This window comes from Paenibacillus xylanexedens, assembly GCF_007676705.1.
GTDB classification, from domain to species: domain Bacteria; phylum Bacillota; class Bacilli; order Paenibacillales; family Paenibacillaceae; genus Paenibacillus; species Paenibacillus xylanexedens_C.
In genome coordinates this window covers 2,147,123-2,166,493 of sequence record NZ_VEBF01000001.1, presented here as the reverse complement: position 1 = coordinate 2,166,493, position 19,371 = coordinate 2,147,123, and the positions used below count along the sequence as shown (strand labels likewise).

Sequence of the window (19,371 nt, the reverse complement as noted above, 5' to 3'; positions counted from 1 at the left end):
TTGGAAAAGGGAACAACTCTGCAAAATATCAGCCTTTTGCTCAGCAGACATAAGTATTCGTTTGCCCCTGAATGGAGTTTATAATTGGGTTGGAAGCAGGATGGGACGGGCAGCCAACGCTTCCTCCACAATCTGTTCAGGCGTCAAGTCTCGATCATCCCAGAAGATCAGATTACTGATGTCTGCATGAGGTACCTGCTGCTGTAGCTCCATCAACATGTCATCCAACTCCGCTTCCGTTCCTTCGGAGTCCATTAGTTTGCGAACCAATTCGACCAAATGCAATGGATTGTCCATATCCATACCTCCTGAATGATTAATAGCGTGAACAAAACTAGTCTTTCATGGGCTGATCTAATGGATCATATGTAACCATAATAGGCAATAATTTTGGTTCAAGCATCAGGTGAATGGGTGTTCCGTCTTGATCTGCATAAGAAATGATATAGCTTCCGAAATGAGATTCGTAGATGAAATCATGGAATTGAAAGGAACGTTGGGGATACTTCATCTTCACATATATCGTAGTTACTCCTCGGGCAAAGGTTTCTTTCAACATAGGAATTTGGGCCAAAAGCATAATAGAGACAACTACAATGAGTGTACGTTTAACGATACGGATCAGTTGAATTCACCCCATTCATCTCAGACAGATGTTACTCCATAATTATAGCCAGATTGCCAAACTGTGCACCCTTTTCCATACGCTTGAAAGCTTTCACTGTGTCCTGTAACGGATATACACCATCAATGACAGGATGTATGTTATGTTGCTCTACCCATTGCAGCATCTGGACAAACTCTTCACGGCTGCCCATAGAGGTGCCGATCAGACTTACCTGGGGGAAGAAGATAGAGCGAATCGGAACGGTCAGATCATCCCCTGAGCTTGCACCATACATCACGATACGTCCACCTGGTCTAATTATATCAAAATATTTCGGAAACATGGCTTGTCCGATGCTATCCAAGATCATGTCCACAGGTTCCATATTGCTCTGCAAACTCCAATCGCCATGACTATCCAACGCATGGGAAGCACCCAGGCGCAGCGCCTCTTTTCTTTTGGCTTCACTTCTGGAGGTGACGGTAACCTGGGCACCCGCGGCTACGGCCATGAGCAGGGCATAGGTCGCTACACCGCCGCCAATGCCGGGAATGAGGATGTGTTCACCTTGTTTCAGTTCACCGCGAGTTAACAAAGCGCGATAGGCGGTCAACGCCGAAAGAGACAACACGCCTGCTTCCTCCCAGGATAGATGGGCTGGCTTAGGCAGAGCATTTTCCGCAGGCAACGTAATATATTGTGCGAGCGTTCCATCCGCAGGACCACCCACAATATCAGGAACGATGGGTACGTTATCCGCAAACTCCCAACCGAGCGTAGGATGAATAATAACTTCATCACCTACTGTGAATTCTCTTACGCCTTCGCCAATCTCAACGATGATACCTGCCCCATCCGAACCGGGAATGAGAGGGGCATCCTGACGCGCTCGTTCTGCCATGATGAACAGATCACGATGATTAATTCCAGCAGATTTCAGTTGAATTTTCACTTCCCCTGTCTCAGGTGTGCGAGATGTTGACTCTGTATATCGAAGACCTGCAAGGCCGCTCTGGCCAGAATGGACAATAGCTTTCATGATCAATATTCCTCCTGTCTATGTAGCTGTACTTCACTACTGAGCCTCATTGTACAGATGGAACAGATTCACGTAAAATGAACAAAAATGAATGTCAGTATCATTTAAAATCATAGATATCAAGCAGGTGATCAGGGTATGGATGCAGGTGATCTGAAAATATTTCAGGCGGTTGCCCGCGAAGGTAGCATCAGTAAAGCTGCGCTCTCACTCAATTATGTGCAGTCCAATGTAACAACACGGATTAAACAGTTGGAGACTCAACTGCAAGTACCGCTATTTCATCGTTCCAATCGAGGGATGTCGCTCACACCAGCGGGCGAGAATCTGCTTGGGTATGCGGATAGAATATTGGAATTATTATATGAAGCAGAGCAGGCCACGCAAGTGGGGAACCCACCAGCTGGCCTGCTTCGTCTGGGTGCCATAGAGACAGCAGCTTCCACTTTTCTGACGCCGCTCTTGGCTGAATACAGTTCATGCTACCCGGAAGTACAGCATTCGCTTGTCACGGGTGGGACCCATGAACTGAACCAGAAGGTCATTCAACATGAATTGCATGGTGCCTTAATATATGGCCCAATCGATCATCCTGATCTCAACTATATGAAGATGTATGACGAAGAATTGGTGTTGATCGCCGAACCTGGAGTACATCAATTAAACACGTTATTGTCCAGACCGATGTTGTTCTTTGAGATCGGATGCACACATCGCACTCAGGCGGAATCCTTTTTGAAAGATCAGGGTATCCACACGCTTAACATCATGGAATATGGAACACTGGACACGATTCTGAATGGGGTATCTGCCGGGCTCGGTGTATCATTGCTGCCACGTTCTTCGGTTACCAAAGCAGAATTAAGAGGCGAGATCGCGGTGATGTCTTTGCCTGATCCCTATTGCCGGTTGGAAGTAGGATTTGTGTATTCTCGTGGTGAACATATATCTAGTGCGCTCAGCGCTTTGGTGGAGATCATTACAGAACCAGAACTATAAGAGGTTGTTCAAAAGTCCGTTTACGAACATGCACTATAAGGGAGTGAGTGATTTTGAAAGAAACTGCGTTAACGTTGGCTGATGCCTTTAATCAGGCAGAATTTATTGTAGGGGGTCATGGCAGTCGCCAAGTGAAGGTGCTTCAGAACGTACTGGAGCAGATCGATGGGGAGATGTTCAGTGACCACTACGGTAACGGCCCCATCATTGAAGAATTTCAGCAACAGATGGCTGACGTTCTCGGCAAGGAATCGGCTGTATTTTTCCCGAGTGGAACGATGGCACAGCAGATTGCATTAAGGATCTGGTGTGACCGCAAAGGGATAAAGCGTGTAGCTTACCACCCTCTATGCCATCTGGAAATCCATGAGGAAGACGGACTGAAAGAGTTGCACCAGATTGAATCGATTTTGCTAGCGGACAAGGACCGATTGATTCGATTGGAAGATGTACAGGCGCTTGATCAGGACGTTGCCTGCCTGCTGTTGGAATTGCCGCAACGCGAGATTGGCGGGCAATTGCCGGCGTATGAAGAACTGGAAGCGATCTCGGCCTATTGCCGTGAGCGCGGGATTAAGCTGCATCTGGACGGGGCGCGCCTGTTTGAGATTACTCCCTATTATCAGAAGACACCTGCGGAGATCTGCAGTCTCTTTGATAGCGTGTATGTTTCCTTTTACAAGGGAATCGGAGGCATTGCGGGTGCTATATTGGCGGGTGATCCGGATGTGATGCAAGAATCGAAAGTATGGAAACGTCGGCACGGGGGCGATCTGATCGGTCTGTATCCGTATATTCTGAGTTCCCAGTATTATTACAATGAACGGATTGGCAAAATGGAACTTTATTACGAGCAAGCTCAAGAACTCGCTTCCTTGTTGAATGCCTGTCATGGGATACATACTTTGCCCGAGGTACCGGTATCGAATATGTTCCATGTACACTTTGCGCTCGCTTCTGCCGAAGTAGAACCAATTCTGGTGCAAATGGCTCAGCAGTATGGCATAGGAATGACTTCATATCTAAACAAGACGAGTGGGAACAGCTGTGCCTTTGAATTTTCTGCGGGCGATCGGTATGAGCAAGTTCCTCCAGACAAACTGCGAGCAGCATTGGAATGGCTGGATCAGGAGTTACATAAACAGGTGTGATTATAATGCTCGACCTGAAAGAGGTTGTTCATCACGTATTTAAAGGGGGAGTTCAAGTGAAGTCGATGGAATTGGAACCGATTCGTAATCTTTTGGTGAAAGCTTACGATACGACAATGGGAGAAGGGTGTACTCCTGAGACACAACAGGGCATTGAGGAATTCGAGCAAAAGCATAACGTGAAACTGCCCGCAGCGTATCGTGCGCTTCTACTCGAATTCGGTGCGTGTAACTTCGGCGATCCTGCCCTGTATGCTGTGAAAGAACTGAACTGGGCTTATCCCGAGTTTCTGGAAGTATACCGAGAAGTTGAGAAGGAATACGAACTTTCAGCTGATCTCCAACCGTTCCCGATTGGTGGTTTTGGCGAAGGCAGTATGGCTATACTGGATCAAAGCTCAGGCAAGATAATGATGTTGATCCACGATGCAGGGGAAACGCCTCTGAAGGAGATTGCTGTGGATTTTAATGAATTGATGACGATGCTGGCTGAGTCCGCAATCTGGGTTCAGGAACAGATGAATTAACAGGGTAGACGGAAGGAAGCGCAACAGACTTATGGATATTCGAAAGTTAAGATACTTTATTACCGTGGCGGAAGAACTTCATTTCCACCGTGCAGCGGAGAAATTAAACATGACGCAGCCACCGCTGAGCCAGCAGATTCAGAATCTGGAAGAGGAGCTAGGCGTGAAGTTGTTGGAACGTACGAGAAAAATGGTCCGTCTCACCCCGGCAGGAGCCGTATTTCTGGAACAGGCCAGACTGATCATGGCCCAGCTCGAACGATCCATCCAGCTTACGCAAAAGGCAGATCAGGGCATCATCGGGCATATAGCCGTAGCCTTCGTGGATTCGGCTTCAGGGGGCATCATGGTGGATGTACTGAGAAAATTTCGCGCTGCATACCCGCAGATTGAACTGACGTTACGTGAGATGACTTCGTCGCAACAATTGCAGGCACTGGAAGACGGACAGATCCATATTGGATTTCTGCGATATCAGGAAGATACTCGTCATGTCTTGTTCCGCCCCTGCCAGATGGAAACGTTGATTGCCGTATTGCCAGATTATCACCCGATGTCTTCTCAGACTCAAGTTTCAATTCGAGAACTGGCGGATGAAGATTTTATCTTATTCCCACGGCATCTGGGCTCTCCATTTCATCGACTGGTTCTGGATTATTGCAGAGCACATGGCGTAGACCCCCGAATTACGCAGGAAGCCATCCAGATGTATACGATTGTGAATCTCGTTGCAGCGGGCATGGGGATTTCCATTGTTCCTTCTTCAGTGGATGTGTTTCAGCGGAAGGGTGTTGTGTTCCTTCCATTACAAGAAAATCCGCCACCCGTTACGTTGTATACGGCATGGCGGACGGATATGAATCAGGAAGTGGTATCCCGTTTTATGAGCATTGTTGATGAATGTGTTTAACCCGTCTTGGCTGGATCACGCTCAATCCACGGATTCAGTATTTCATCAATACGAGTCATGATCGCAGGTTCCAGTTTCACACCAGAAGCTTTTACATTCTCCAATACCTGCTCCGGCCTTGATGCCCCAATAATGACGGAACTGACATACGAATGCTGAAGAACCCACGCAACAGCGAGTTGGGGGAGCGTTAGACCGACCTCTTTGGCCACTGGGACAAGCTCTTGCACAGCGGTCAGAACATCTTCACGTAACCATTGTCCCGCTAATTTGTTGAAAAAGGGTGCCCCTGCTTCCCCAGCAGCACGTGAACCGGTGGGCAACGCTTCGTTAGGTGCATACTTGCCTGATAGTATGCCCTGAGCGAGAGGAGACCATGTAATCTGTCCCAGACCTGCTTGGGCACTTGCAGGAACAACTTCTTGCTCAATCACACGCCATAACATCGAATATTGAGGCTGGCTTGCAATCAAAGGTACGTGAAGTTCGCGTGCCAATGCGGCTGCTCGTGCAATCTGATCTGCGTTCCATTCACTTACACCAATATAGTGGACCTTGCCCTGACGGACCAGATCGGCAAATGCCAAAAATGTCTCTTCCAGCGGAGTGTTGTTATCATAACGGTGAGCGTAATAGACATCGATATAATCCGTCTGTAACCGACGTAATGAACCATTACAGGCTTCCATAATGTGTTTACGGGAAAGTCCTCGGTCATTATGACCCGAGCCGGTGGGGTGACAGACTTTGGTGCACAGTTCAATACTCTCTCTGCGTATATCCTTAAGAGCCTGTCCCAGCACGGATTCTGCCTTGGTATTGGAGTACACGTCTGCGGTATCGAATGTGGTAATGCCTGCATCCAATGCGGCTCGTACACAAGCTTCTGCTGTTCCATCATCCACTTGCTCTCCGTGCGTAATCCAGTTGCCGAGTGAAATCTCACTGACGGTTAATCCACTGTTTCCTAATTTGCGATATTCCATTCATGTCGCCTCCCTAAGTCATCTGGACTCCATTGTAGCAATGGCAGATTAATAGGTGAAATATCTTTTAACCCCATATTTGATACGAAAAAGATATCAGTGAATCTTCTCCTGAATATATTTGCGATAGAGGGCGGGCGTAATCTCCTCGAACTTTTTGAATATTTTGATAAAATATCCCGATTCATTGAATCCCAGTTCATCACTGATCTGTGATACAGGCATGTCGGTGACTTCCAGCAATTGCTTGGCCCACTTAACTTTGAGTTTAGCCAGGTAGGTTGTGAAGTTTTCACCCGTTTCCTTGGCAAACAGCCTGCTGAAATAACTCGGACTCAGGTGGCATAGATCGGCCATTTGTTTGAGCGAAACTTGTTCGCTTTTGTGACTGTGAATATATTCAAAAGCAGGCTGAAGCACCGGGCTGGAGCTTTCCATGTCACTTGGGCTATTTTTGAGATAGGCGTCCGCAATCGCATTCGTCATCTCTTTTTTGATCGACTCAATATTACGAATGGAGTAACCCGGCAGAATGGTGGAGAGGTTCAGTGACTCCTGATGACCTGAAGCTTTCTCGAACATTTCGACTAACAGATTTTTGTTGAGCGCTTCTTCTACAATGTAATTGCAGAGCAGGGATAACATGTTGGAGATTTTCACAATCTCTTCATAGGTCATCACAGGCAGCTGGGCGTAATCATCCTTTAATTCCTCCAGCTTGGCTGCATGCAGGGGTACGTTCTTGGACGTAACAATCTGCTCCAGATCACTACCCTTGTCCGGGTCGGCGAGTTTCACTTGTCCTGCCATCACGGCACCGATATATTTGCCATCAATCGTAATCGGAATCGCGATATCAATAATATTGAAATGGCATAGATATACATAGGGCTCATTCAACCGAACCGCTTCCAGACCACCGCGCGAATCACATTTTTGGCAGTAGGGGAGAAGCTCGGGGTCTTTGCGTACATTCTGGCAGAAAGCCTGACAGCTGCTGTGACTGGTTATGGGAATGCCTTTATAGTCAACGGTGAGGATCGCGAGTTTGGTAACTGTAGCAAGAGAATCCTGTAGGCGCTTCCATTTATTAAGATCCAGAATTTTATTGATATGCAGATATTCTTTAATCATTGGATGAGACCTCCATAGCTAACCTGATTCATGATTTAGGCCGTTAAAAGTTAGCAAGTTGTACATATTAAGATGTAATGATGACGGGTAATGTATTATGGGAGGTCAAAATTCAACCATCTCATGACAATAACATACCATGATTGCACTAAAAAGCAAAAAATTACGATTGTAAATTATAATAATTTGTTATCAAAGTCCACTGTAAACCAGCTACTCATGCGTTATATTAAGGTCAATTGCAAGAAATAAAAATTTAATGTATCTACTACACCATTTCATATCCTTAGGAGGCACATATTAATATGAGAAAAGCATTTATCAGCCCAACCAAATATGTACAAGGCGAAGATGAGTTGTTGAACCTGGGGTACTTTGTTAAATCCTTCGGAGAATCTGCCTTGCTGATTGCACATCCGGATGATGTACAGCGTGTCAAAGCAAAGCTTGATGCAACAGCTGAGAAATTCAATATTACGTTTGTTGAAAGCGGTTTTAAAGGGGAATGTTCCCGTGAGGAAGTTGCGCGTCTGCAAGAGATTGCGAAGGAAAAAGGATGTCACTCTACCATCGGTCTTGGTGGCGGTAAAGCGATCGATGCTGCCAAATGTGTAGCTGAAGGCGAAGCATTGATCATCTGCCCAACCATTGCGGCAACGGATGCACCAACAAGTCACTCTGCTGTATTGTACACACCAGAAGGTGCTTTTGATGACTATGCTTACTTCAAACAAAGCCCAAGTGTGGTTCTTGTCGATACAACGGTAATCGCCAATGCACCAACACGTTTCCTCGTATCCGGTATGGGAGATGCGCTCTCTACATACTTCGAAGCAAGAGCAACAGCGAAATCCTATTCCCGTGTAAATGCAAGTCTGCCAATGGGTTCCCGTGAAGGATATACTCCATCTGCAGTAGGGACGAATGCGGCACTTGCACTGGCAAAACTGTGTTATGAAATGCTGCTGACTGACGGTGCAAAAGCGAAAGTAGCGAGTGACAGCAACGTCGTGACGCAAGCGCTGGAAAACATCGTTGAGACCAACATTCTGTTGTCTGGTCTTGGATTCGAAAGTGGCGGTCTGGCCGCAGCACATGCAATCCACAACGGTTTGACTGTTCTGGAGGGAACACATCACTTCTTCCACGGTGAAAAAGTATCCTTCGGTACGATCGCACAACTCGTGCTCGAAAATGCACCAACCGAAGAGCTGCACGAAGTCATGGACTTCTGTCTAGAAGTGGGACTGCCTATCAGCTTGGCGGATATCGGTGTAGACACGATTAGTCAGGAAGAGTTGTTGAAAGTTGCAGAGATCGCTTGTATTCCGGAAGAATCCATTCACGCGATGCCATTCCCGATCACCGTTCCTGAAGTGGCTGCTGCCATTGCAGCGGCTGACCGCATGGGCCGTGAGTACAAAGCAGCTCGTCGGGAGGCAAAATAATGAAGAAAATTATTAACCAAGCAGAACATGTTGTTATGGAAATGTGCAACGGAATCGCGCTCGCGCACCCGGAGCTGGAATTCCTGAAAAAATATAAAGTCATCAAACGCAGAGAGATTCAGGCGGATAAAGTCAGCCTGATCAGTGGCGGCGGCAGTGGACATGAACCGGCTCACGCAGGTTATGTGGGGAAAGGCATGTTGGATGCAGCGGTATGTGGAGATGTGTTCGCATCTCCTTCCCAAATCCAGGTGTACCAAGCGATCAAGGCAACAGCCAGCAACAAGGGAACACTCTTGATCATCAAGAACTACAGCGGCGACATGATGAACTTCAAGAATGCAGCGCATCTGGCTGAAGAAGACGGCATTGACGTACAATATGTGCGTGTTGAGGATGACATCGCTGTACAAGACAGCTTGTATACCGTTGGACGTCGCGGCGTTGCCGGAACTGTACTGGTTCACAAGATTGCCGGAGCAGCAGCTGAAGAGGGCCGGAGTCTGGCAGATGTGAAATCCGTTGCCGAGAAAGCAGCTCAGAACGTACGCAGTATTGGATTTGGATTCACATCCTGTACCGTGCCCGCCAAAGGCACGCCTACATTCGAGATTGCTGAAGATGAAATGGAATTCGGCGTAGGGATTCATGGTGAGCCAGGAATTCGTCGGGAGAAAATCGTATCGGCTGATGAATTGGCAGGGCGTATGATCGAAGCATTGCTTGCCGATATGAAGCTGGATACGGATGCTTCTGCTGAGATTGCCGTGCTGGTGAATGGGTTTGGCGCAACACCTTTGCAAGAACTGTACTTGCTCAACAATTCCGTGCAGCGTGAGCTTGCAGGACATACAGGTCTAAAGGTCGCTACAACGTTTGTCGGCAACTACATGACAAGCATCGATATGGCGGGTGCGTCGGTTACGATCCTGAAACTGGATGATGAGTTGAAAACTCTGTTGTTCAAGGAAAGTGATACACCTGCGTTTAAAGTATCCGGTCCTCCAGTGGCACAAGTAGCGTATTCCGAGGCTCTGGAAGCTGTCGTAGGTGAAGACGCTCCGGTATCTTACGAAGTGGAGACGCCTGCAACATCTGCAGTGATTAGCAACAATCAATTCTCGTTGGACAATATCGTCTATCTGATCGATAAAATGGGCGAGATCATCATCAAGAATGAAGTACCATTCTGTGAACTGGACTCCCATGCAGGTGATGGCGATTTCGGTATGAGTGTGGCGAAAGGCTTCCGTCAGTTGAAACGCGAATGGAATCATATCATTAATGAAGATAAAAAAGATATCGGTTCGTTCCTCGATGTATGTTCCCTGGTTATCATGGAATACTGTGGCGGTGCCTCCGGTCCAATCTGGGGGTCGGCATTCCGTGCGGCTGGCAAAGCAGTAGGGGATAAACAGCAATTGAACGTTGCTGAATTTGCAGAAATGTTACATGCAGCCGTGCAAGGTATTCAGTCTACAGGAGAGCGATCCTTCGGACGTGGTGCCGTTGTAGGCGACAAGACCTTGATCGATGCACTCGTTCCATGTGCCGATTCCTGGACGCAAAGTGCGGAGTCTGGAGATGACTTCAAAACCGCATTTGCCAAAGGTGCGGCAGCAGCCGTTGAAGGTGCGAAGAAAACCGAAGATATCGTGGCACGGATGGGCCGCGCGGGTACCGTTGGCGATCGTAGTCTGGGCTACCCTGACGCTGGCGCATATGCGTTAGGTGTTATTTTCACAGAGCTGTCTGAGTCAATGAAGTAAGAATGTTGTGAAAAATTTAGATCATTTCGATGAGAAATATAAATGTATAAAGTGTTCTTAATGCCAAAGAAGTATCACATAGTGATACTTCTTTTTGTTGTAGAAATGTCGGTTTTTATGCATGAAAATACATAAAATTGAATCTTTGGTTCATAATTTCGCCATGAATTAAAACGATTAGGTTGTTGAAAATACCTGCTAACTTGTTATAATATAAACTATTGATATTGATAATCACTATCATTTGTTGTTTTTGTCACTAGATTACGCCTGAGGAGGTATATGATACTGATTTTATCCAATACAATAGGCTGCGTTTGAGTCAAAATTTTCTAAATTCTAGGGGGATATAAATGAAATGAAAAAGTCTATTTCTTCAAAATTAATGTTAATCATGGTTGCAGCTTTAACTTTGGTGTTGGCAGCATGTTCAAGTAATGAACCTGCTACTTCTGGTACTGCTAATACAGAGGCCGCAACTTCCGATGCTGCTACTACAGCTACAACCGTTGAAATTACGGATGCTCATGGAAAAGTAACTGTACCTGTAAATCCAACGAAAGTCGTTGCTCTGGATAACAGAACATTTGAGACTCTGTCCAATTGGGGAGTCAAACTAGCAGCAGCGCCGAAGGATGTAATGCCAGCAGATTCACCATATGTGGCGGATGAATCGGTACAGAATATTGGAAATCATCGTGAACCAAATCTTGAACTTTTGGCATCTATACAGCCTGACCTTGTCATTGTTGGTCAAAGATTTGCTGGCTTTTATGAAGACATCAAAAAATTAGTGCCTAATGCAGCAGTAATTGACCTTAATATTGAGCTTGAAGAAACAGCAGCACCTGGAGAAAACTTTGTTAATGGTCTTAAAGATGCAACAACCAATCTAGGTAAAATTTTTGAAAAGCAAGAAGAAGCTACTCAATTGATTGCTGATTTTGATAAAGCTATTGAAGAAGCTAAGGCCGCTTATAACGGTGAAGATAAAATTATGAGTGTTGTCGTTTCTGGTGGAAACATTGGTTTCTCGGCTCCTCTTACTGGACGCGTGTGGGGACCATTGTATGACATTTTCGGCTGGGTTCCGGCACTAGAAGTGGACAAATCTTCTTCTGATCATCAAGGTGATGATATTTCTGTTGAAGCGATCGCCCAAAGCAATCCGGATTGGATTTTCGTACTGGATCGTGATGCAGCTGTATCTGCTGAAGAAGGTTCGGTTCCGGCTCAGGACGTTATTGATAACTCACCTGCTCTGCAAAACACCACTGCTATTACTAAAAAGCAAATCGTCTATGCTCCAAACGATACGTACACTAATGAATCTATCGAAACTTTCTTGGAGTTGATTAACAACCTTACGAAAGCTTTAGCTAAACAGTAAAAGGAGCATACTGCAGTGCTGAAAAATTTAATACCCAAAATAGCCGGGGTTGAGAATTCTCAACCCCAGCGTCATAATCACAAAAGGTTATGGACCCTGCCTTTTATCATTGCGATTATAGCCACCATTGTTTTAGGCATTACATCACTGCTTATTGGAGTCTATGACATACGGGGACAAGCGGATGGAATGGAGATGTTCTTCATCACTCGTGTCCCAAGAACTGTTGCATTGATGCTTACCGGTGCCGCAATGGCCATGGCAGGACTGGTCATGCAGCTTATTACACAGAATCGCTTGGTGGAACCTACCACAACAGGAACAATGGAATGGTCAGGTCTGGGGATCATGTTTATTTATCTGGTCTTTCCTGCCCCGAGTCTAACACTAAGAATGACCGGCGCAATCATTTTTTCTTTTATAGGAACGATGATTTTTTTTATGTTTCTAAAGAAAGTTAAACTCCGTTCGTCTTTAGTTGTCCCCATTATTGGGATGATGCTTGGAGCAGTCATTTCTGCATTTTCAACTTTCGTTGGGCTTGTATTCCAAATGACTCAAAATATCGAAAGCTGGTTTGCAGGCTCCTTTTCATCTGTGCAAATTGGCAGGTATGAATATCTCTGGCTCATTGTATTGGTGACTATTCTTATTTTTGTTTTTGCTGATCGGTTGACTTTGGCCGGACTAGGGGAAGATGTGGCTACCAGTCTTGGCGTAAATTATGACAGGATCATTCTTATGGGGACTGCGCTTATTTCACTAGCCGTTGGAATCGTTGCAGCTGTCATTGGGAACCTGCCTTTTCTTGGGTTAATTGTCCCCAATATCGTTTCCATGTTTAGAGGTGACGATCTCAGGAGCAATCTGCCATGGGTGTGCTTATTAGGGATGGGCAGCATTATTGTGTGTGATATCCTGTCTCGAGTCATTATCATGCCTTTTGAAATACCTGTCTCGATGATCCTTGGAACAGTGGGAGCCGTCGTATTTATTGTCATTTTGTTAAGACAAAGGAGGTCAACAAGGAGGGTAAGATGAGCGACTTAGCAAGTAGAAATCCACTAAATATCGAAATCGATTCTAGCCGTCGTCCTAAAAAAAGATCAGCTAGAGCCTTCCGTACCAAGAAAGAAGAAAAGCGTTATTGGATTTTGCTGATAACATTGATTGTTCTGGGCGTTTTTGCATCAATTGGACTACTGGTTTATAACAATCCGGTCCCGGTATCTTCTCCTTCTTTTATACCTGTCGTTACAAGAAGAGTAGTCGCTCTGGTTTCAATGCTTATCGCTGCAATTTGCCAAAGTTTATCTACGGTTGCTTTTCAATCGATTACGAATAACAAAATTATAACTCCGTCCCTTTTAGGTTTTGATGCTATTTATTCAACCATTCATACGAGTACTATATTTTTCCTTGGTGCTACAGTATTTGTGAATTTTAGCGGTGTTGATTCCTTCTTATATCAAGTTGCTGCAATGGTCATCATGTGTTTAATCCTCTATGGATGGTTGCTTTCCGGAAAGTACGGCAATTTACAACTTCTGCTTCTGGTCGGTATTATCATTGGGACCGGGCTGAGGTCTGTATCCTCGTTTATGAGAAGACTTCTTGCACCGTCCGAGTTTGATATTTTGCAGGCAAGAATGTTTGCTTCCGTGAATAATGCGGATTCTGCTTATTTCCCGATTGCGATTCCTATCGTCATCATTGCAGCAATCCTGCTGCTTGCTAATGCCAAGAGGTTAAATGTACTGTCGCTTGGTAAGGATGTCTCGACTTCCTTGGGAACTAAACATCAAAGTAGTGTGATTTATACGCTGGTCCTGGTTTCCATTTTGATGGCCATTTCGACGGCTTTGGTTGGACCCCTTACATTCTATGGATTTTTGGTTGCGATTTTGAGTTATCAGGCAGCGCAAACCTATGATCACAGATATGTTTTCCCAATGGCTCTTGCTATAGGGTTTGTGATCTTAACCGGTGCATACTTTATTATGAATCATGTCTTCAATGCCCAAGGTGTTGTTTCCATCATTATAGAATTGGTTGGCGGACTAACATTTTTAATTGTGATTTTAAGGAAGGGTTCTTTATGATACAGATCAATAATGTCAAAAAGTCCTATGCAGCCGAGGTAGAGATAGGCCCTTTGAATATTCATATACCCAAAGCCGGTCTTACTTCTTTAATTGGACCCAACGGTGCGGGGAAGTCGACGACACTTCTGATGATCGGGAGACTTTTGGATTTGGATGAAGGTCAAATTAAGGTTGCCAATATGGATGTTTCTACGACCAAGTCAAAAGACTTGGCTAAAATAGTAACGGTTTTACGACAAGAAAATCATTTTGTCACAAGGCTTACCGTTAGACAACTTGCTGGGTTTGGACGTTTTCCTTATTCTAAGGGCAGATTAACGGATGAGGATGAAGCTATTATTTCTAAATATATTGATTTTCTAGACTTAACTGCTCTGGAAAATAGATATCTAGATGAACTTTCTGGTGGTCAAAGGCAAAGAGCCTATGTCGCAATGGTGTTGTGCCAAGAGACGGAATATGTACTTTTGGACGAGCCTCTGAACAATCTGGATGTAGCTCGTTCTGTTCGGATGATGGAGCATTTGAGATATGCCGCTAACGAATTTGGAAGAACCATTCTGACGGTTATGCATGATATCAATTTTGCAGCCAAATATTCAGATCGAATATGTGCGATGAAAGACGGACAAATCGCCGCTTTTGGAACCGTAAAAGAAGTGATGGACCCCGAAATTTTAACAGATATTTTTGAAACGAAAATTGAAATTATTGATGGTCCGTACGGACCAATAGCGATCTATTAGATACAGGGCTTCATAAAAAGTTGTTTGTTAAAACAGTTTTCAGAAAGTAGAGTGATTAATCACTCTATTTTTTTTTGATAAAATTCGAGCATCCTCCTGCAACGTTTCTTTCTCGATAAATAGCTATTTTCGCTCACAGAGCGGTCTTTTGGATATGAAGTGCAATCTTCCATGCCATAAATTGGCTTGACGATGCCAGATAGTGTAATCTGGAGATTATATAAATCCATTTGAAACGAGAAGGGATCGGGATCATCAATGACACAAAAATTTTATTATGACTCTGCTTACACCAGAGAGTGGCATACAACGATTACAGGCAGAGTGGACAAGGAAGACGGCGTATATGTCACGCTGGCGGAGACTGCTTTTTACCCGCATGGGGGTGGACAGCCTTGTGATCTGGGACAAATGGGCGGCATCGCTGTTCTGGATGTGAACATTGAAGATGGCGAGGTGTGGCATAAGCTGGAACGCGCGCCTGAACAGACTGAAGTACATTGTGAGCTTGACTGGGAGCGAAGATTCGATCATATGCAGCAGCATACGGGACAGCATTTGTTATCGGCAATCACGCTGAAGCTGACGGAAGCGATGACGCTCAGTTTCCATCTTGGTACGGAGTATGACACGATTGATGTGGCTGCGGCTGAACTGGGAGCGGATCAATTGACCGCCATTGAACAAGAGGTGAATCGTCAGATCTATCGTAACGCTCGGATCAACACTTCATGGGTTACAGCAGAAGAGGCCGCACAATTGCCACTGGTGAAGCAGCCTACGGTAACGGAAGACATTCGCATCGTTGAGATCGAGGGTGTGGAGTATAATGCTTGCGGCGGAACCCATGTGTCGGCGACAGGCGAGATCGGCATCATCAAACTGTTGAAAACCGAAAAAGTGAAGGGTGGCACTCGCATTTATTTCAAATGTGGAACAAGGGCGCTGAATGAATTCACATCCACACAAAACGTGCTCAATCGCATCATGGTTAAATTAAAGACCAGTAAGGATGAGTTATTGGAGCGCATTGAGAAAATGGAAATGGAGCAAAAGCAGCTGCAAACCGAGCTGAATGCAGTGAAAACAACCAATGATGCCTATTATGCGGAGGAACTTCTGGCTGCTCGGCAAGGGTTGGTTATTGCTCAGGTCTTTGAAGACAAGTCGCTCAAGGATATGCAGAGTCTGGCTACCAAGCTGACAGCAGAACATGAGGGGCTTGTACTGTTCGCCAGTATCTCGGAGGCCAAAGTTGTTCTGGCACAGAATGGACAACCGCCTGAATGGGCTTGTGGACCTTTCTTCAAAGGCAATCTTGGAGCCTATCAGGGCAAAGGTGGAGGCAGTGAAAAAATGGCTCAGGCAGGCTTTGCGAGCAGTGAAGATGCGCTTGCCTTTTATGAGTTCACCAAGGACCAGCTGGGACATCACTGATCTTCTTATTTAGATAAGGGACGGGTATCAAGTGTACGATCATGAGACAAGCACGCCACGATGTGGCGTGCTTTTCATGGCATGATGAAGCGAGCAGACAGCAGAGGAGGTGGAGGGATGACAGAACGAATTCCGTGTATACGGGAAGGGTGTACAAATACCATTTTACCAGCAACAGCGGCGAAAACAGGTGGATACTGCATGCCTTGCAAGCAGGAGATGGAGCGCGAAGAGCGTCAGAGATACATTGAAGCCAATCGGCGTGACGTGAACTTGTATGAGGGCATCACAGACCCGGTGGAAGTTTTGAAAATCATGCACGAACCTCAGGTTCGCGATCCATTAATTCGCTATGTGCCATATGAACAATCTAAGGAACAGGTGTATCTGTCTTTGTCAGCTGAACAACAAGATGAGATGAAGGATTATGCGATGCAACGGATTCGTACAGGCGATGAAGATACCGGCAGAGATATCCTGTTGTATCTGGTCTGTTACCATGATGTATCGTTGACTGCCGAAATTCCTGAGTTGTTGGAACAGGAAATCTATTATCCGGCCATTTTGTATAAAAGTGCCTCGGCAAAAGTGCGTAATCATCTTTTGCAGCAGGTGAACACTGATGACGAGAATCGTAACCACATTTTGCTCACGCTGGCCCATATCGGGGACGATGTTGTCGTGCAGCAGTTCCGGCAGTGGAGAGAGACTCTGCCCTCTTGGGCAAGCGAATTGTACGTGACACCAGAGCATTACACCACGGAAGCTGGCTGGGAGCTCACGAAAGACGGGCAGCGCAGAGAATTATTCACCACCCCAAGTTATTCACTCTATAAAGTAAAAGAGAGTGAAACAACTAACGTGGCAATAACCGGAGACTCAATCTCGATGCTGACCTCGAGCACCAATTGCTGTCCATGGTGTGGTAGTTCTTTAACGACCTTAATTAATCTGGATGTTAAGCATCCAGCTCTGCAGGACGTGTCTTGGCATACCCAGCGACTTCACATACAGACTTGTGTGATATGCAGCAGTTACGGTGTGGTTTACATGGAGAAGGATGCAGCGGGGGAACCGCTATGGAGTTCACATAATGTCATGCCCGTGGGAGCGGACGACATTGACCCGGAGGACGATGTAAAACTTACACCAGATGTGGGCCGACAGTTTCGGATTGCAAACGCACCACGTCATGTATTCCATGCCAGTGAGTGGGCGATGGAGCCATCGCTATCTCAGATCGGCGGCCATCCGGGATGGGTTCAGGATGCGGAGTACCCAACATGTCCACACTGTTCCACGAGAATGAAGGCTGTCGCACAACTGGACTGGGGCGAGGTTGAGGAATATGGTGAGGGGATGTACTACATGTTCATATGTGAGCCATGCCAGATGACCGCCGTATCCTACCAGCAATCTTGATGGTTGAAGCAATGAGGCATCCCGTAAGTTCTTGAACTTCATGGGATGCCTTTTTAATGTACGTCAGATTTTCCTACAATTCTGCAGATGCCTGCTTCAGCAGTCCCGCCAGCCATTCATAATCGGGTGTATCTTTTTCCTTGAGCTTGATCGTTTTGCGCTCTTCCGGGCCTTCGAATATCCCATCGGGCAGATCGAGTCCGGTTGCATGGAAGATGGTGAAGGATACGGCCTGTTTGGATGGCGAGATGACCGCAGCGTACTTTCCGTTTTTCAGAAAATGAGGCTTCTTGTATTGCACGCGTTCCTGAACGTCAGGGATGGTATCATGCACCAACTGACGCAGTTGTTCAGCGATTTGTACTTGCCAGGGGATCTGAATCTGTTCAATAAACTCAGTGACTTCTGCATTCTTGGTCATGCTTGTTCACCCTCCGTTTGGATCTGATTGTGTGCTTCCCATTCTGGTCTTAGAATTCCCATCATCAGGCGGTCGTAACGCTTACCATCACGGTATACAGCTGAGCGTGCCCGACCTTCCAACTGAAAACCAGCCTTCTCATAGGAACGGATTGCTTTGGCATTGTAGGCGATGACATCAAGGCCAACCCGGTCCAGATTCATCTCATGGAATGCATATCGTAAAATAAGATTCAACGCTTCGGTGCCATATCCCTTGTTGCGATGTTCGGCAAGGCCGATGCCAATGGCGAGCTGTCCACAGCGGTTATTCCATTCAATGCTATGAATGACGACAAAACCAATCAGGGTATCGTCTTCATGCGTGCGAAGTCTGAAGTACACTTCCTTGTTCTTCGTTTCTCCCTCATCTTCCAACTGTTTCTCCGAATAGGGGATGGCCATATCGGTATCCACATTTCGAAGATATTCCGGGTCTTCGTTCCAGAGCAGCATCGTTTGCACGTCTTCAGGACGTGGTGGCGTCATTTTCAATCGTGTGCTATAGAACAGGTTATCCGTTGTTAGTGTCATAGGGGCTCCTTTTATTGTTATGAATAGCCCCATCATACTGGAAATTATAGGTGAACCACAATAGCGTATTTCAATGGATATAAGTAGCCTCTTGTCATGAAACCTAACACGGTAGTAATATGAAATAATCGATATACTTTCAATGATAGATACAATAAAAATGTCGGCAGGAGTGATACGTTTTGGAGATCAAAGTGGATGATTTGAGTGGAATACAGGTCAAAGCGTTAATTGCAGAGCACTTGCAAGGGATGGCAGCGGATTCGCCTCCAGAGAGTATTCATGCGTTGAATCTGGATGGACTCAAAAAGCCTGAAATTACATTCTGGTGTGCATGGGAAGGGGACGACTTGCTCGGATGCGGGGCTATCAAAGAACTGGATCCAGAGCATGCAGAGTTGAAGTCGATGCGTACCGCTTCGGCTCACTTGAGAAAAGGCGTAGCGAGAAACATTTTGGCCCATATTATAGAGGTTGCCACAGACCGTGGTTATAAGCGAATCAGCCTGGAGACGGGTTCAATGGATTCATTCATCCCAGCACGGAAGCTGTATGAAGATTTCGGATTCGAATATTGCGGACCATTCGCAGATTATATTTTGGACCCGAACAGCGCGTTTATGACAAAGACAATCTAAATGGATTCGCATGAGAAACCGGTATTCTGTTGTTACAGAATGTTGGTTTTTTTATTTGCAACATATCACA

General features: G+C 45.8%; 19 protein-coding genes. 13 read left to right on the top strand and 6 right to left on the bottom strand.

The window, feature by feature from the left end:
- Nucleotides 1–78 precede the first annotated feature (78 nt).
- Both FS628_RS09715 and FS628_RS09710 read right to left on the bottom strand, forming a co-directional pair.
- Nucleotides 79–297 carry a hypothetical protein gene (locus FS628_RS09715; RefSeq protein ID WP_260870970.1) on the bottom strand — a complete coding sequence of 73 codons (219 nt, stop codon included), beginning with the start codon at nucleotides 295–297 and terminating at the stop codon, nucleotides 79–81.
- A 359-nt stretch (nucleotides 298–656) separates the two neighbouring features.
- Nucleotides 657–1,646 (bottom strand): quinone oxidoreductase family protein, encoded by a 990-nt coding sequence (locus tag FS628_RS09710; RefSeq protein WP_145321204.1) that lies wholly within the window; start codon nucleotides 1,644–1,646, stop codon nucleotides 657–659.
- A gap of 138 nt (nucleotides 1,647–1,784) precedes the next feature.
- On the opposite strand from FS628_RS09710, the gene FS628_RS09705 reads away from it, so the two are divergent.
- The 4 genes from FS628_RS09705 (at nucleotide 1,785) to FS628_RS09690 (ending at nucleotide 5,233) form a co-directional block, all read left to right on the top strand.
- Nucleotides 1,785–2,645, top strand: coding sequence for a LysR family transcriptional regulator (locus tag FS628_RS09705; RefSeq protein WP_145321202.1), 861 nt, complete (start codon nucleotides 1,785–1,787; stop codon nucleotides 2,643–2,645).
- Between the two features lie 53 nt (nucleotides 2,646–2,698).
- Complete coding sequence (locus FS628_RS09700) at nucleotides 2,699–3,796, top strand: threonine aldolase family protein (RefSeq protein ID WP_145321200.1); 1,098 nt, start codon at nucleotides 2,699–2,701, stop codon at nucleotides 3,794–3,796.
- A 65-nt stretch (nucleotides 3,797–3,861) separates the two neighbouring features.
- Nucleotides 3,862–4,323: an SMI1/KNR4 family protein gene (locus tag FS628_RS09695; RefSeq protein ID WP_260870993.1), complete on the top strand. Its 462-nt coding sequence runs from the start codon at nucleotides 3,862–3,864 to the stop codon at nucleotides 4,321–4,323.
- Nucleotides 4,324–4,354: 31 nt separating this feature from the next.
- Nucleotides 4,355–5,233 (top strand): LysR family transcriptional regulator, encoded by an 879-nt coding sequence (locus tag FS628_RS09690; protein ID WP_145321196.1) that lies wholly within the window; start codon nucleotides 4,355–4,357, stop codon nucleotides 5,231–5,233.
- On the opposite strand, the gene FS628_RS09685 is transcribed toward FS628_RS09690, so the two are convergent.
- Both FS628_RS09685 and FS628_RS09680 read right to left on the bottom strand, forming a co-directional pair.
- Nucleotides 5,230–6,219 (bottom strand): aldo/keto reductase family protein, encoded by a 990-nt coding sequence (locus FS628_RS09685; RefSeq protein ID WP_145321194.1) that lies wholly within the window; start codon nucleotides 6,217–6,219, stop codon nucleotides 5,230–5,232. The genes FS628_RS09690 and FS628_RS09685 overlap by 4 nt on opposite strands.
- A gap of 96 nt (nucleotides 6,220–6,315) precedes the next feature.
- Nucleotides 6,316–7,353, bottom strand: coding sequence for a PocR ligand-binding domain-containing protein (locus FS628_RS09680; protein WP_145321192.1), 1,038 nt, complete (start codon nucleotides 7,351–7,353; stop codon nucleotides 6,316–6,318).
- 305 nt (nucleotides 7,354–7,658) lie between these two features.
- Between FS628_RS09680 and FS628_RS09675 the strand changes: the two genes are divergently transcribed.
- From FS628_RS09675 to FS628_RS09640, 8 genes are all read left to right on the top strand, one after another.
- Nucleotides 7,659–8,801, top strand: a complete 1,143-nt coding sequence (locus FS628_RS09675; RefSeq protein WP_145321190.1) for a glycerol dehydrogenase — start codon at nucleotides 7,659–7,661, stop codon at nucleotides 8,799–8,801.
- Nucleotides 8,801–10,570 carry a dihydroxyacetone kinase subunit DhaK gene (dhaK, locus tag FS628_RS09670; RefSeq protein WP_145321188.1) on the top strand — a complete coding sequence of 590 codons (1,770 nt, stop codon included), beginning with the start codon at nucleotides 8,801–8,803 and terminating at the stop codon, nucleotides 10,568–10,570. Before FS628_RS09675 ends, dhaK begins: the two co-directional genes overlap by 1 nt.
- Nucleotides 10,571–10,928: 358 nt before the next feature.
- Nucleotides 10,929–11,960 (top strand): siderophore ABC transporter substrate-binding protein, encoded by a 1,032-nt coding sequence (locus tag FS628_RS09665; RefSeq protein ID WP_145321186.1) that lies wholly within the window; start codon nucleotides 10,929–10,931, stop codon nucleotides 11,958–11,960.
- A 30-nt stretch (nucleotides 11,961–11,990) separates the two neighbouring features.
- Nucleotides 11,991–13,001, top strand: coding sequence for an ABC transporter permease (locus FS628_RS09660; protein ID WP_440131274.1), 1,011 nt, complete (start codon nucleotides 11,991–11,993; stop codon nucleotides 12,999–13,001).
- The gene (locus FS628_RS09655; protein WP_145321182.1) at nucleotides 12,998–14,062 is read left to right on the top strand and encodes an iron chelate uptake ABC transporter family permease subunit; all 1,065 of its coding nucleotides are present in this window, start codon (nucleotides 12,998–13,000) and stop codon (nucleotides 14,060–14,062) included. The genes FS628_RS09660 and FS628_RS09655 overlap by 4 nt, the downstream gene beginning before the upstream one ends.
- The gene (locus FS628_RS09650) at nucleotides 14,059–14,811 is read left to right on the top strand and encodes an iron ABC transporter ATP-binding protein (RefSeq protein ID WP_145321180.1); all 753 of its coding nucleotides are present in this window, start codon (nucleotides 14,059–14,061) and stop codon (nucleotides 14,809–14,811) included. Before FS628_RS09655 ends, FS628_RS09650 begins: the two co-directional genes overlap by 4 nt.
- 258 nt (nucleotides 14,812–15,069) lie before the next feature.
- Nucleotides 15,070–16,248: an alanyl-tRNA editing protein gene (locus tag FS628_RS09645; protein ID WP_145321178.1), complete on the top strand. Its 1,179-nt coding sequence runs from the start codon at nucleotides 15,070–15,072 to the stop codon at nucleotides 16,246–16,248.
- Between the two features lie 117 nt (nucleotides 16,249–16,365).
- A complete protein-coding gene (locus FS628_RS09640; RefSeq protein ID WP_145321176.1) occupies nucleotides 16,366–17,670 on the top strand; it encodes a DUF1963 domain-containing protein in 1,305 nt (434 codons plus the stop codon).
- A 73-nt stretch (nucleotides 17,671–17,743) separates the two neighbouring features.
- Here FS628_RS09640 and FS628_RS09635 read toward each other — a convergent pair whose 3' ends face one another.
- Both FS628_RS09635 and FS628_RS09630 read right to left on the bottom strand, forming a co-directional pair.
- A complete protein-coding gene (locus FS628_RS09635; protein ID WP_145321174.1) occupies nucleotides 17,744–18,091 on the bottom strand; it encodes a DUF1801 domain-containing protein in 348 nt (115 codons plus the stop codon).
- Nucleotides 18,088–18,663, bottom strand: a complete 576-nt coding sequence (locus FS628_RS09630) for a GNAT family N-acetyltransferase (protein WP_186327757.1) — start codon at nucleotides 18,661–18,663, stop codon at nucleotides 18,088–18,090. Before FS628_RS09630 ends, FS628_RS09635 begins: the two co-directional genes overlap by 4 nt.
- Before the next feature lie 182 nt (nucleotides 18,664–18,845).
- Between FS628_RS09630 and FS628_RS09625 the strand changes: the two genes are divergently transcribed.
- Nucleotides 18,846–19,301: a GNAT family N-acetyltransferase gene (locus tag FS628_RS09625; protein WP_145321172.1), complete on the top strand. Its 456-nt coding sequence runs from the start codon at nucleotides 18,846–18,848 to the stop codon at nucleotides 19,299–19,301.
- Nucleotides 19,302–19,371 lie beyond the last annotated feature (70 nt).

What these genes read in the sequence shown, in the direction of transcription:
- FS628_RS09715 (WP_260870970.1), bottom strand. Translation starts at nt 297, where the DNA reads ATGGACAATCCATTGCATTTGGTCGAATTGGTTCGCAAACTAATGGAC.
- FS628_RS09710 (WP_145321204.1), bottom strand. Translation starts at nt 1,646, where the DNA reads ATGAAAGCTATTGTCCATTCTGGCCAGAGCGGCCTTGCAGGTCTTCGA.
- FS628_RS09705 (WP_145321202.1), top strand. Translation starts at nt 1,785, where the DNA reads ATGGATGCAGGTGATCTGAAAATATTTCAGGCGGTTGCCCGCGAAGGT.
- FS628_RS09695 (WP_260870993.1), top strand. Translation starts at nt 3,862, where the DNA reads ATGGAATTGGAACCGATTCGTAATCTTTTGGTGAAAGCTTACGATACG.
- FS628_RS09690 (WP_145321196.1), top strand. Translation starts at nt 4,355, where the DNA reads ATGGATATTCGAAAGTTAAGATACTTTATTACCGTGGCGGAAGAACTT.
- FS628_RS09685 (WP_145321194.1), bottom strand. Translation starts at nt 6,219, where the DNA reads ATGGAATATCGCAAATTAGGAAACAGTGGATTAACCGTCAGTGAGATT.
- FS628_RS09680 (WP_145321192.1), bottom strand. Translation starts at nt 7,353, where the DNA reads ATGATTAAAGAATATCTGCATATCAATAAAATTCTGGATCTTAATAAA.
- FS628_RS09675 (WP_145321190.1), top strand. Translation starts at nt 7,659, where the DNA reads ATGAGAAAAGCATTTATCAGCCCAACCAAATATGTACAAGGCGAAGAT.
- dhaK (WP_145321188.1), top strand. Translation starts at nt 8,801, where the DNA reads ATGAAGAAAATTATTAACCAAGCAGAACATGTTGTTATGGAAATGTGC.
- FS628_RS09665 (WP_145321186.1), top strand. Translation starts at nt 10,929, where the DNA reads ATGAAAAAGTCTATTTCTTCAAAATTAATGTTAATCATGGTTGCAGCT.
- FS628_RS09655 (WP_145321182.1), top strand. Translation starts at nt 12,998, where the DNA reads ATGAGCGACTTAGCAAGTAGAAATCCACTAAATATCGAAATCGATTCT.
- FS628_RS09650 (WP_145321180.1), top strand. Translation starts at nt 14,059, where the DNA reads ATGATACAGATCAATAATGTCAAAAAGTCCTATGCAGCCGAGGTAGAG.
- FS628_RS09645 (WP_145321178.1), top strand. Translation starts at nt 15,070, where the DNA reads ATGACACAAAAATTTTATTATGACTCTGCTTACACCAGAGAGTGGCAT.
- FS628_RS09640 (WP_145321176.1), top strand. Translation starts at nt 16,366, where the DNA reads ATGACAGAACGAATTCCGTGTATACGGGAAGGGTGTACAAATACCATT.
- FS628_RS09635 (WP_145321174.1), bottom strand. Translation starts at nt 18,091, where the DNA reads ATGACCAAGAATGCAGAAGTCACTGAGTTTATTGAACAGATTCAGATC.
- FS628_RS09630 (WP_186327757.1), bottom strand. Translation starts at nt 18,663, where the DNA reads ATGACACTAACAACGGATAACCTGTTCTATAGCACACGATTGAAAATG.